This is a genomic window from Virgibacillus sp. LDC1 (assembly GCF_025792345.1).
Classification (GTDB): Bacteria; Bacillota; Bacilli; order Paenibacillales; family Paenibacillaceae; genus Paenibacillus_AQ; species Paenibacillus_AQ lautus.
The window spans coordinates 265,686-277,949 of record NZ_JAOXLZ010000005.1 but is presented as its reverse complement, the minus strand read 5'-3'; the positions used below and the strand labels follow the sequence as shown (position 1 = coordinate 277,949).

General features: G+C 52.4%; 14 protein-coding genes and 1 riboswitch. Of the genes, 8 read left to right on the top strand and 6 right to left on the bottom strand.

What is annotated here, in order from left to right:
• Nucleotides 1–129: 129 nt before the first annotated feature.
• Nucleotides 130–233: riboswitch (TPP riboswitch) on the bottom strand.
• 261 nt (nucleotides 234–494) lie between these two features.
• From OHJ21_RS25915 to OHJ21_RS25900, 4 genes are all read left to right on the top strand, one after another.
• Nucleotides 495–995, top strand: coding sequence for a VOC family protein (locus OHJ21_RS25915; RefSeq protein WP_486021552.1), 501 nt, complete (start codon nucleotides 495–497; stop codon nucleotides 993–995).
• Between the two features lie 298 nt (nucleotides 996–1,293).
• A complete protein-coding gene (locus tag OHJ21_RS25910; RefSeq protein ID WP_486021551.1) occupies nucleotides 1,294–1,494 on the top strand; it encodes a hypothetical protein in 201 nt (66 codons plus the stop codon).
• Between the two features lie 459 nt (nucleotides 1,495–1,953).
• Entirely contained in the window at nucleotides 1,954–2,208 is a 255-nt protein-coding gene (locus OHJ21_RS25905; protein WP_133120360.1) for a hypothetical protein, read from the top strand.
• A gap of 94 nt (nucleotides 2,209–2,302) precedes the next feature.
• Nucleotides 2,303–2,623: a hypothetical protein gene (locus OHJ21_RS25900; protein WP_486021550.1), complete on the top strand. Its 321-nt coding sequence runs from the start codon at nucleotides 2,303–2,305 to the stop codon at nucleotides 2,621–2,623.
• Between the two features lie 54 nt (nucleotides 2,624–2,677).
• Here OHJ21_RS25900 and OHJ21_RS25895 read toward each other — a convergent pair whose 3' ends face one another.
• Nucleotides 2,678–3,700, bottom strand: a complete 1,023-nt coding sequence (locus tag OHJ21_RS25895) for an ABC transporter substrate-binding protein (protein WP_100540481.1) — start codon at nucleotides 3,698–3,700, stop codon at nucleotides 2,678–2,680.
• A gap of 197 nt (nucleotides 3,701–3,897) precedes the next feature.
• Between OHJ21_RS25895 and OHJ21_RS25890 the strand changes: the two genes are divergently transcribed.
• From OHJ21_RS25890 to OHJ21_RS25880, 3 genes are read left to right on the top strand one after another with little or no spacing between them, the layout of a single operon-like run.
• Complete coding sequence (locus OHJ21_RS25890; protein ID WP_326115854.1) at nucleotides 3,898–4,881, top strand: FecCD family ABC transporter permease; 984 nt, start codon at nucleotides 3,898–3,900, stop codon at nucleotides 4,879–4,881.
• Entirely contained in the window at nucleotides 4,878–5,924 is a 1,047-nt protein-coding gene (locus OHJ21_RS25885) for a FecCD family ABC transporter permease (protein WP_100540479.1), read from the top strand. The genes OHJ21_RS25890 and OHJ21_RS25885 overlap by 4 nt, the downstream gene beginning before the upstream one ends.
• A 20-nt stretch (nucleotides 5,925–5,944) precedes the next feature.
• Nucleotides 5,945–6,820 carry an ABC transporter ATP-binding protein gene (locus OHJ21_RS25880; protein ID WP_100540478.1) on the top strand — a complete coding sequence of 292 codons (876 nt, stop codon included), beginning with the start codon at nucleotides 5,945–5,947 and terminating at the stop codon, nucleotides 6,818–6,820.
• Nucleotides 6,821–7,152: 332 nt separating this feature from the next.
• Here OHJ21_RS25880 and OHJ21_RS25875 read toward each other — a convergent pair whose 3' ends face one another.
• Nucleotides 7,153–7,335 carry a hypothetical protein gene (locus OHJ21_RS25875; RefSeq protein ID WP_100540477.1) on the bottom strand — a complete coding sequence of 61 codons (183 nt, stop codon included), beginning with the start codon at nucleotides 7,333–7,335 and terminating at the stop codon, nucleotides 7,153–7,155.
• Nucleotides 7,336–7,512: 177 nt separating this feature from the next.
• Between OHJ21_RS25875 and OHJ21_RS25870 the strand changes: the two genes are divergently transcribed.
• Nucleotides 7,513–8,001, top strand: a complete 489-nt coding sequence (locus OHJ21_RS25870; RefSeq protein WP_100540476.1) for a hypothetical protein — start codon at nucleotides 7,513–7,515, stop codon at nucleotides 7,999–8,001.
• Nucleotides 8,002–8,098: 97 nt separating this feature from the next.
• Here OHJ21_RS25870 and OHJ21_RS25865 read toward each other — a convergent pair whose 3' ends face one another.
• The 4 genes from OHJ21_RS25865 to OHJ21_RS25850 form a co-directional block, all read right to left on the bottom strand.
• Nucleotides 8,099–8,677 carry a YecA family protein gene (locus tag OHJ21_RS25865; protein WP_100540475.1) on the bottom strand — a complete coding sequence of 193 codons (579 nt, stop codon included), beginning with the start codon at nucleotides 8,675–8,677 and terminating at the stop codon, nucleotides 8,099–8,101.
• Between the two features lie 333 nt (nucleotides 8,678–9,010).
• The gene (locus OHJ21_RS25860) at nucleotides 9,011–9,559 is read right to left on the bottom strand and encodes an SGNH/GDSL hydrolase family protein (protein ID WP_486021549.1); all 549 of its coding nucleotides are present in this window, start codon (nucleotides 9,557–9,559) and stop codon (nucleotides 9,011–9,013) included.
• A gap of 117 nt (nucleotides 9,560–9,676) precedes the next feature.
• Nucleotides 9,677–10,993 carry an ABC transporter substrate-binding protein gene (locus OHJ21_RS25855; protein ID WP_486021548.1) on the bottom strand — a complete coding sequence of 439 codons (1,317 nt, stop codon included), beginning with the start codon at nucleotides 10,991–10,993 and terminating at the stop codon, nucleotides 9,677–9,679.
• A gap of 294 nt (nucleotides 10,994–11,287) precedes the next feature.
• The gene (locus OHJ21_RS25850; RefSeq protein WP_100540472.1) at nucleotides 11,288–12,244 is read right to left on the bottom strand and encodes a glycoside hydrolase family 113; all 957 of its coding nucleotides are present in this window, start codon (nucleotides 12,242–12,244) and stop codon (nucleotides 11,288–11,290) included.
• Nucleotides 12,245–12,264: the final 20 nt, after the last annotated feature.

Genomic DNA, 12,264 nt, shown 5'->3' with positions numbered 1-12,264 from the left:
CTCCAACATATTGAAGAGCAGGAAGTCCGTAAGTCACGAGTTTCCAGGCAACGCTAAAAAGCCGCCCCCGAAAACTGGAGCGGCTTCGTCAACAAGCCCGAGTGCGCCAAAAAACGCACCGAGACCTCATATACGAAGGCTCCACTTTCCTACGCTAGTACGAACTAGATCAGGTTCAAAGGGTCCAAGATACGCTCTTGTCTCAGCCGCTAACGGCTCCCCTAGTGGACTTCCTATTCTTTTGTCTAATACTGTACATAGGTTTGTGGGTCGTGTCAAACGTGAACCGTCCGCGGACGGAACTCCACGCTTGAAACCTTTTCATGACCGGGTGATCATAATGTTCTACGGTGGCGGTGGTTATTTTGCTAAATTAAATAGCCGTATGCCCAAAACTTGTTTTGGGAACACTGACGCTCGGTTGTCATATATGCCCCCGCATAATGAGTACATCAGAGCTCAAATAAATGAAGTTTAAGGGAGCGAGCGTATTTATGACGAACCCATCGAAAGCGGTTAAACCCATTCCGGATGGCTACACCTCCGTGACACCGTGGATCATCTCAAGAAACTCCGCAGCGCTGATCGAATTCCTGCAGCAGGCTTTTCAAGCCGAAGAGTTAGCCCGCGTCTATGTTGGCGATGGTATCATCGGCCATGCCGAGGTGCGAATCGGAGATGCCGTCGTGATGATGTTTGACGCGAAGCCGGAATGGCCGGATAGCCCGGCATACCTCCGTTTATATGTTGAGGATTGCGATGCCGTCTACCAACAAGCGCTGGCCGCAGGAGCCGTCTCGGTCACGGAGCCAACAAGCTTGTTCTTCGGTGACCGGGTGGGACGGGTACGGGACCCGTTCGGCAACTTATGGTGGATTCAGACGCGAATGGAGGACCTCACTTCTGAGGAAATGGAACGACGAGCCCAAGACCCGGAATACATCCAGGCGATGGCCTATGTTGCCGGAGCGGACATTGTGGTGAAGATTTCGTAAAAAGGTGGAAGCGAAGCAAAAGCGTCATTACAGGGAGGGCACGGATGGATTCGTGGATGGATTCGGTGTCCAGGGGATGCTTGGATGGCTACCAACCAAAACGATGTAGAACCGCATGATTTTAAGTAGCTATGGTTTAGTGGTAGAAAACGGGGGAACTCAGAGTAGATAGCTGAGGCCACTGCTGGTCGTGGTGCTACTGCTGGCCTTGGTGCTACTGCTGGTCTTGGTGCTACTGCTGATCTTGGTGCTACTGCTGATCTTGGTGCTAGTGCTGATCTTGGTGCTACTGCTGATCTTGGTGCTACTACTCATCTTGGTGCTAGTCCTGATCTTGGTGCTACTGCTGATCTTGGTGCTAGTGCTGATCTTGGTGCTAGTGCTGATCTTGGTGCTACTACTGATCTTGGTGCTAGTGCTGATCTTGTTGCTAGTGCTCGAGGGCAAGCGGACTGAGGATACGTTATTTAGCCAAATCGGGGTTATTTTCGAGAGCTAGCGGACACCAGATACGTTATTCATAGAATATGATGGCAAATAGGCACCTTATTGCGGTAATAAGGGATCCTGTGTCCGTTAGATTTAAGAGTTGGGAGCGAATTAAGAAAATAAGGGATCTGGAGTCCGTAAACAGGTGGTCTTTTTGCTACTACTCATCTTGGTGCGACTACTCATCTTGGTGCTAGTGCTGGTCTTTTTGCTACTGCTCATCTTGGTGCGACTACTCATCTTGGTGCGACTGCTGGCCTTGTTGGCTAGTGCTCGAGGGCAAGCGGACTGAGGATACGTTATTTAGCCGAATGGGTGTTATTTTTGAGAGCTAGCGGACACCAGATACGTTATTCATAGAATATGATGGCAAATAGGCACCTTATTGCGGTGATAAGGGATCCTGAGTCCGTTAGATTTAGAATTGGGTGCGAATTAAGAAAATAAGGGAACTGGAGTCCGTTAACAGGTGATCTTTTTGCTGCTGCTCATCTTGGTGCTGCTGCTCGTTTGCTACTACTATCTTGGTGCTAGTGCTGGCCTTGTTGCTACTAGTCATCTTGTTGCGACTGCTAATCTTGGTGCGACTACTCATCTTGGTTCTAGCGCTCGTTTGCTACTACTCATCTTGGTTCGACTGCTGGCCTTGTTGCTACTGCTCGAGGGCGGCAAGCGGACTGAGGATACGTTATTTAGCCGAATGGGTGTTATTTTCGAGAGCTAACGGACACCAGATACGTTATTTATAGAATATGATGGCAAATAGGCACCTTATTGCGGTAATAAGGGATCCTGAGTCCGTTAGATTTAACAATTGGGTGCGAATTAAGAAAATAAGGGAACTGGAGTCCGTTAACAGGTCAGGGGTAGCGGCAAGAAGCAGGGGGAGTTGGTTATGCTGTGCTGGCGTACAGTGTGGCATGCAGTTACATACCAGCGACACAGCGATGCTACCGTGCAGATATGCTGCCAACGCAGCCGTACCGGCGACGCAGCGATGCTACCGTGCAGCTATGCTGCCAACGCAGCCGTACCGGCTACACAGCGATGCTACCTTGCAGCTATGCTGGCGACGCGGCGGTACTGGCGACCCGGCGATGCACAAAAAAGGAGTCATCCCTCAAGATCTCAGATCTTGAGGGGTGACTCCTTTTTTAGCTTTTTCCTATGCAGCATTCGTTTTCATTCATTCATTACTGAATGCCGTAAAACTCCTGCAGCTGGTCAATCATCAGATTCGCTGCCAGGATGCCGCCTGCTGTATTCCAGATGGCATCATCCACTTTGTGGGCTTGGCCGTTCTTGACGACGTTCAGGTTTTTCCACAGCGGATCGTTGATCCATTCCTGCTCGGTTTGGTTGGCACCGCCATCCCCGGTTTCATAAGTGAAGTAGAACAGTCTGTCGGCATCTGCCTCAGGCAAACGTTCCTTCGTAATCTCGTCAACGAAATCGTCCTTGGCGTTCTTGGTCATGTCGTTGCGGGCGATACCGATTTTCTCGAAAATGACGCCCGAGAACGTATTGGTATGGTACACGCGCGTCTTGCCTGCCATGAAACGGACCACGGAGACGGTCTCATCCAGCTTGCTTCCGGCCTTTTCTTTGAAATCCTGAATCCGCTTGTCGTATGCAGCCAGGAGCTCTTCGCCTTCAGATGCCTTGTTCAGTGCCTTGGCATACAGCTCAAAATTGGTCTGCCACTCGCCGCGAAGATCCTCGGCAAAAACAGTCGGCGCGATCGCCTTCAATTGCTCATATACTTTCTCCTGACGCATTTTGTTGCCAATAATCAGATCCGGCTGCAGGCCGGCGATTAGCTCGATGTTCGGCTGGCTCTCTTCCCCTACAACGGTAACGCCTTCCATCTGGTCTTTAATATGCGGATACCATGGGTCGCCTGTCCAGGATCTAACGGCACCTACAGGCTTCACGCCCAATGCGAGAAGGGCCTCTGTTCCTTCGTTCGTGAGAACCACCACTTTTTGAGGCGTTCCCTTGATCGTTTCCGTACCCATCGCATGCGTAACTTCATACGATTCGCTTGCTGCGCTTTCATTGTTACCACCTGCAGCATTCGTTGTGTCGCCGCCGGTACTGTTTGCGTTTTCTTTCGCTGGGCTTGCTCCGCACCCGGCAAGGATCACGATCATGATGAGAGCCAGCAAGCTAAACTTGAGGCCTCTCGTTGATTTATTTGCCATTCCTTTTCCCATACCTATCTAAATCCCCCTTGTGTCATATCCCTCTACTTGAAAATCATTATCAATCACTGATTCAAAACTATAAAGGGTTTTATGAAAAATATCAAGATATTTATGAGAATGATTATCAAGATCATTGACAGATGGGGTCCCTTCACCTAAAATTCATATGAACTTAATTATTCATGGACTTAAGAAAGTGAGCATATATGCGCGTATTCGGACTATTCATATCGCTATTGGCGCTGGCTGCTGCCGTTATGTGCAGCATCGCATTCGGAGTAACAAACATACCTCTTCATCAGGTATGGGAATCGTTCACTCACTTCAACGGGAGCAACGAGCATCTGATCATTCTCACAGCAAGACTGCCCCGGGCGCTCATTGCGCTTGCCGTAGGAGCAAGCCTGGCTGTTGCGGGCGCGCTCATGCAGGTTATCACCCGCAATCCGATTGCATCCCCCAGCACGCTGGGCGTGAACTCCGGTGCGGCCTTCTTCATTATTATGTCGGCGGGTTGGCTGGGCATAAGCGGACTCCAATCCCTTACCTGGGTCGCGCTGATCGGGGCCGCGGTAAGCGGCGGTATCGTGTTTTTCCTGGGCAGCATCGGCAGGGACGGCATGACGCCGGTAAAAATCACCCTCGCGGGTGCCTCCATAGCCGCCTTCTTCCATTCCTTGACACAGGGATTAATGCTCTCCGACGGCAAAATGTTCGATCAGGTCCTGGTATGGCTGGTCGGCTCGGTAGCCGGACGCGATTTGAACCAACTTGCAGCCGTGTGGCCGTACATGACCGTTGGCATGCTGGCTGCACTCCTGCTGGGCCGTCATCTGAACGCCCTCTCCATGGGAGACGACATCGCCCAGAGCCTTGGGCAAAAAACAGCCCTCATTAAGCTGTTAGCGGCAGCGGCCGTTATTTTGCTGGCCGGAGGTTCCGTTGCCGCTGCGGGACCCATCGCATTTGTCGGAATCATCATCCCGCATATCGTTCGGTATTTAATAGGAAATGATTATCGCTGGATTCTGCCTTACAGCGCGGTGCTTGGCGCACTTCTGCTGGTGACGGCCGATCTCGGCTCCCGATACATTGCCATGCCGAAGGAAGTCCCGGTCGGCGTGATGACTGCAATCATCGGCGTGCCGTTCTTCGTGTACATAGCCAGGAAAGGAAGACGAGCACAATGAGTAAACACCGCATATTCCGCTCCAGGAACGCTAAAGTATCGTTTATGCTGGAGAGAAGAACACTATGGGTATGCCTGATCCTATTCGTGCTTTGCATCGCCGCCATGATTCTTAGCACAGGAACGGGAAGCCAGTTTGTTTCGCCGCTTCATGTCATTAAAGCATTGTTCGGCGATGCTCCGCCCATGGAGCAGGTCATCGTCATGCAGCTAAGGCTGCCCCGAATTATCATCGCCGTGCTGATCGGAGCCGCTCTCGCGGTGGCGGGGGCTATTCTGCAGGGCGTCATCCGCAACCCCCTGGCCTCCCCCGATGTCATTGGCATAACGGAGGGAGCATCGCTAGGAGCCGTTCTCTTCATCTTCATATTCACAGGCACCGTATCGATCCATTGGATGCCGCTATTCGCCATCCTTGGTGCTTTTTTCATTACCGGACTGCTGTATGTGCTTGCGTGGAAGAATGGCGTATCGCCGCTACGGCTCGTCTTGATCGGGATCGGGGTATCAGCCGCCATCAAATCGATCTCCTACATGCTGATCATATCCGGTCCGCTGCAGTTGGCCGACCGCTCCCTTACCTTCATGGCAGGCAGCATTTACGGCATGTCCTGGGATAAGGATGTATTGACCCTGCTGCCTTGGGTAGCTGTACTGCTACCGCTTACCTGGCTGCAGGCCCGGAATGTGAACATCCAAGCCTTGGGAGACGACGTTGCAAGCAGCACCGGCGCCCAGGTTCAGAAACAGCGGCTGATCCTGATCGGACTCAGCGTCGCCCTGGCCGGAGCAGCCATCTCGATCGGCGGCGCCATCGCCTTCATCGGTCTGATGGCACCGCATATGGCCCGCAGGCTGGTGGGTCCATCTTTCGGGAGCGTCCTGCCGGTCAGCGCACTGATCGGTGCGATTCTGCTCCTTGTCGCGGACTTGGTAGCTCGGACGGCATTTCTGCCGCGCGACGTTCCGGCAGGTGTATTCACCGCCGCGATCGGCGCGCCGTTCTTCCTCTACTTGCTGTATCGTAACCGCAATCGATTCTAGAACCGAAAGGAGCTGGCGTCATGAATACGCTGGAAGCAAAGGGATTGGGTCTGTCCTATGGGGGAGACTTTATATTCGAAAATCTGGATTTAACCGTGCCTATAGGTAAAATCACCGTGTTTATCGGCAGCAACGGCTGCGGCAAGTCCACTTTGCTGCGCTCCATGGCCAGGCTGCTGAAACCGCAGCGCGGCTCGGTTGTATTGAACGGAGCCGACATCGCAAGCTTGTCCACCAAAGACGTGGCGCGTAAGCTCGCCATTTTGCCTCAAGGACCAACTGCTCCGGAAGGGCTGACGGTGATGCAGCTGGTGAAGCAAGGGCGCTATCCCTACCAGAGCTGGCTGCGTCAATGGTCACGCGAGGATGAGGAAGCAGTCACGGCGGCCCTGACATCCACGGGTTTGACCGAACTGGCTGACCGTACGGTTGACTCGCTATCCGGCGGCCAGCGCCAGCGGGCTTGGATCGCGATGACGCTGGCACAAGAGACGCCGCTCATTCTGCTCGATGAACCGACCACCTATCTGGATTTGACGCACCAGATCGAAGTACTGGATCTGCTGTATGAATTAAATGTTCAAGAACAACGGACCATCGTCATGGTGCTGCATGATATCAATCTGGCCTGCCGTTATGCCGATCATATCGTCGCCATTCGCGACGGGAGCATCAAGGCAGAGGGCAAACCGGGAGATATTATCGATTCCGAGCTGATGCAGACCGTGTTCCAGCTGCCGTGTGAGATCATTCCGGACCCACTGTACGGGACCCCGATGTGCGTCCCGCGCGGGAAGGGCATGCGTCGGCCTTCAGCCGTCAAGCTGGAATCGGCGGAACCCAAACCCAAACAACCAACAACGCCGACTCCAGCCCCAGAACTGGCACCGGTGTAGTATAAAGCGCAATTAAGCCGACTCCCTTTCGCATTCAAGCGGCAGGAGCCGGCCTTTTTGATTTAGGCGTTTCTTAACAGTATGGAGCTATGATCTAAAACAGGTTTCACAAAAACATGATACGAGGGGCAGCCGGGATGGCAGAGACAAACGAGTAAGCGTATCTGCTTTAACCCGTCCATCATTTTTGAAAACAAATGCCGACGCGAATAGAAAGACATAAAAATATGCAAAAAAAAACGCCCCCATGGCGGAAGGCGGTCCCTGTATTCAAACGTAACGATCACCATGCTTCTACTGCTGTTGCTCACGACTGCTCCGCTATCGATTCATCATGACCATTTACCTAGGCGCAGGTCTCTTTTTCTCTGACGATGCGGGAGTCCTTTGAACAGCTTGGATTTTTCACGTTTCCGTTGTTCCAACAGGTTCTTTACCCCTCGCATCAATATCCGGTACCTCATCTCATCCTCATGGCCGAACTTGCGCATTTCGTCAAAATACTCGTCTGTCATCCTATCACTCCAGCTGTATAAGTCTATAGAACTAGAGTATAGGACCGAACTATACAATTTCTAAACAAAACCGGTAACAGGCTAGGCCGATGGCGTTCTATGGGTGTAAAGCGAGAATTTCGGTTTCCCATTGATTGACAAGTATCATACAATGAACAGCAAAGGAGGATATCGCTCATGTGGAGTACATGGAAGCTGAACCGGCCGGTCTGGGCAGGCATCGCCTCAGGCATTCTCCTCGGGCTGTTCCTTAAAATGATCGAGCACATCACCTCGGTGAAGGTCTATACGCTGCTGCTGAACGTTGATTACGTACCTGTCCTGAAGGAACTGAAGCTCTCCGAACCTATCGAGCTTGCGCTGCATCTCGTCATCTCCGTCCTGCTGAGTATCGCTCTGGCCGTCTTTCTGGAGCAGAAGAATTGGCCTCGCGGGCGAAGTTTATCCTGGGTCTCCCTGGTCTGTATGGTCGTAGGACTTGTCCTGTATCCGACTACGGTCTTGTCCGTTCGCACACCGGAGCTGTCCGACTTCGCTGCCCTTCTATTCTGGCTGGCAGGTCATCTGCTATACGGCATTGCATTAGGCTGGCTGCTGACAAGTTCACGTGGAATCTCTGCCAAGATCGGGAAAGCAGTCATGCGAAAACGCCGATTTATGGATTAACGCAAAATGACCGCTCCACTTGAATAGGAGCGGTCACAGCTATGAAACCGAATGCGCACATGCCGCACTCTGTTATGGATCCTTCACTTTGGCGATGTTAGCGTCCCAGGGACAGGTCCTGGTCCACCTCGCTATCGGATTCCTCATCCTCGACGTTCGCGTCGTCACCGGATGCCGCTACGCCATCCATGAAATCTTGGATCTGACCGCTGTTGCGGGTCAACGTAGCAACGGAAACCTCATGCTTCTTCGCGATATCGGACTTCGTTGTTGAAATGTTAAGCGATGAAGTTACTATATATTCTAACGCACTTGCATATCCGCCCTGTTTGCGGTACTTCGGATTGGCTTCTCTGGAGAAACTGTTCCAGACCATCAGGAGGCTGAACACTTGAAACAGCTGCTGATCATCCTGCAGCTCATAATCCCGGCAGATCTGAGGAAACACAGACTCCGCAAGCTCACGATGCTCATCAGCGTTCCAGTCCATCCATCCCAGCTTGTCGTTAATCATCTGCCGCAATTGATCGACCTGTAGCTTAGGCTCTGCTGCTCTCGCACCAGGGAACTGGATGACTTTACCGTATACCGTGCGTTCATCTCTTTCAAGACAACATCTTTTGTACTTTTTCCCGCTTCCGCAGTGACATAGATCGTTTCTTCCTAGCTTTTTCATTTCCTAGCTCCTATTTGAATGATTTCTTCTATTATACATGGAAAATATGAAAATGCGCACCTCAAGCCTGTAGACCCTTAAGGCATGCCGGCCTTCCGCGTCATAACACTCTCTTACAGGGGGGGCTTCCGATAAGAAGGTGTCCAGGCAAGCTAGATAGCAAAAAAGCGCGGGTCCCTTCTATGAAAGCCGCGCCCCTTCATATTATTCTATAATATCGTCATAACGCAAGTAGGATGTAACAAATTTGTTAGAACCTATAATAGACTTATGCCATTTTTGGTAAAGATTCCATAGATTCGCGCCTTAAGGCTCATTGGCCTGGCCCAAACGTCACAGATAGCGACCGAGCATCCCCACCACCGAGTCGGCGCACATCCGGTATCCTTCCTCGTTCAAGTGAAGGTGGTCATCCGACAAATAACCGCTCAGATCCTCTTTGACCCTGGCGTTCAGATCATGAATCGTAATGCCCATTGGCACAAGCGCCTCCATCGCTGCCTGATTGTAGGCATCAATCTCTTCATTGCTTCTGCCCTCGGATTCCGGATGCACCGGCGTCGTCGTGGCAAATACGATATGCGTATCTGTCCGCTGCAGCTCGTGGGCAATCCGCTTCAAATTGTTTACATAATCGGTGATCGGCGTCAGCGTTTCGACCATCGGAGCCTCGTGGTGCACATCCCACAGTCCATTGTTCCAATGGACGATATCAGGCGTCCCCAGCTCTTTCATCCAGAGATTGACGCCCCACAGCGTATAAAACGAAAAGCGCCCGTTCTCCCCCGGTGCCACAACTTCTGCAAGGCCAGCCAGCCTTTCCCTAACGTAAGGCTCATATCCCTCCCGGATGGAATCGCCCAGCAACAAAATCCTCTTCATGTATCCGCCTCCTCTTCAATCCATATTATAGAGTAATAAAGTAAAACAGTCTTACCCTGATCATCCAGAGTAAGACTGCAAGAACAGCACGAGACGGAGCCCGTTATATCCCCCGGACTAGTATCCCAGTGCGGTTTTGGCTTCTTTCCACTTTGCATTCAGCTTGTCGAACGCTGCCTGCAGGTCGTCAGCCACGATATATTCCTGAACATAATCGCCGGTGCCGATGCCGATTTGCGCTTTATTGGCGATTTCGTTAAACTTCGGATCGGTCGCTTCGCTCTCGATCAACGTAGGATTAAACGATTGGAATTCGGCAAGCTGCGGGATGGAGGACTCTGCCGACTTGATGATCGGCATGAAGCCGGAATCCTCCACATAGCCGGATTCCTTCACGAAGAAATCGACCCAAGCAGTGGCAAGCTCTTTATTCTTGCTGTCTTTGCTGACAGCGATGAAGTAATCCGAACCGAGCGGTGCGTTGTACTTGCCGCTGTTATCATACGGGAGCGGGAAGAAGCCGATATCCTCCGAAGCTGCTCCTGCACCGATCACCTGCGGGATTACCCAGTTGCCCAGAAAGTACATCGCCGCTTTGCCGGCAGCCACTTCGCCCTTCGAAATCTCCCAGTTGTTCGTGTACAGGTCTTTCTCTACCCATTCGTTCTGCACGAAGGTGCGTCCGATATTCGCAAGGATCCCCCAAGCATTATCCACCTGGAACGGCGCCTCCTCGGTTACCTGCTTCGAGGCGAACTGCGGATCCCCGTTCACGTACCATGCCGAATTATCCGCCCAGTTGCCCATGGTCCATTGGGCCCCGAAGTTCATGTACAGCGGAATGATGTCCGCCGCTTTCAGTTTCTCCGCAGCCGCGTAGAGCTCATCCAGCGTGGCTGGTACTTTATCGACGCCTGCGGCCTCGAATGCTTTCTTGTTATATACGATCCCTTGCGTATTCACACCCGTAGAGATTCCGTAGCGTTTCCCTTCGAATAGGGTATTGTCCGCAAAATAGACATCCTCGAACATCGCATCCGGCAGCGGCTCAAAATATTTACTGTACTCCGAGGTGGCAAGACCGGTCGGAATCATCAGCACGTCGCCGGCTTCACCCGTGGTCAGACGGACCTGAATATCCGTCGCATAGTTCGTCAATCCTTCGAATTCAATTTCGGCCTTCGAATATTTCGCTTTAAAGGCTTCCACGTATTTGTCCAGCGTGCCGTCATTCACCAGGTCGGTGCGGTGCGTCAGCACCTTCAGCTTGCCGCCAAGCTCCGCTTCGCCGGATGCCTCGGTTGGCTCGCTGCCTGCGTTATTGCTCGGCGGCGTCTCGGTACCTGCGTTATTTGTTTTATTCCCTCCGCAGGCGGCCAAAATGGATGATACGGTTAAGAGCAGAAGCAGTGCCATCGTGAATCTTTTTTTCATTTCGTCTTCCCCCTGTACGTTGAATGTGTTGCGCTTCCTGCATCCTCATGAAGCGTTTACTGATATCGCTTACATTTCAAATGATAATCGCTAACACGCCCAAAACAAATGAAGTGTTTTTGTTTTTATTGTCATAAATTATGCTAACACATCATTTTCTTGTTAGGCTCCAGAAAATCTCCCCTCTATAGCAAAATCGCACCGTGCGTTAAGCAGCATGCGGTGCGATGCTAAACCTCTATTCTAACTGTTCAGATACCGGGCTTAACCTGAGATAGCCCAACGGATTCCAATTTAAACCCGGATTCCGGCAGCATAATAATTCCTCACCGTCTCTCCGGCCTGCTTGCCGTACATACAATAATCATCATTCAGAGACGCTTCCTCCCCGCTGTACAGCCGTGCCGGCCAATCCCACAGCATATACCCCTGCATCCACTCTCGCTTGGCGCAGGCCGCGAACATCGCTTCATAATACCGCCGCTGTTCCTCCTCCGACGGGCCGCCGGGCAGCGACCAATCATTCGGGCGGGCTGCAGAGCCCTCGCGGCTTGGACAGCCGGCTTCCATGAAGAAGAACGGCTTGTTCCATCGGCGGACCGTGGCTTCGATCCGATCCAGCTGCTCCTCCCACTGGTCGATCGGATAATAGCCGCTGGAGGAGATGATATCTACCGCATCCCACCAGCGCACGCGCTCCTCCTGATATTTATCGCAGTTATACGTCACCAGCCCGCCATAGACGCTACGGACATCCGCAATGAGAGCTCGCCACTCCGCATCACGCTTGTCGGCCTGTACCATCTCGCAGCCCACGCACAGCATCTCGCAATGCTCTTCCTCTGCAATTTCAGCATAATGGCGAATGAATTCCCCATAGGAGCGAAACCATTCGGCCCAGCTCGGCTCACCCGGAACCTCCTCGTCGAAGAAGGTAATGTGGGCCCGCCACGTTCCGTTCCCTACATTAACAACTGGCTTCAAGCACACCTTGAGGCCCATGCTCTTCGCCTTGCGGATGGCCCATCGCACCTCATCATCCGTCACCGTCGGTTCCTCCCGGAACGGAATCTCCGTCGACTGCGGCGTTGACTGCACGGCAGACAGCGCAATGGCCACCCAATTCACGTTCATCTCTGCCATGCGTTCCATGGAGAACGCAGCTTCAGGCCCCGTCCAGGATCCCCGCACGCCGGTCCATCCCCATGTCATGCCGCATACTTTTTCCGTCCACGTGTTCGTCGAGTTCATATATCGAGTCTCCTCTTCTT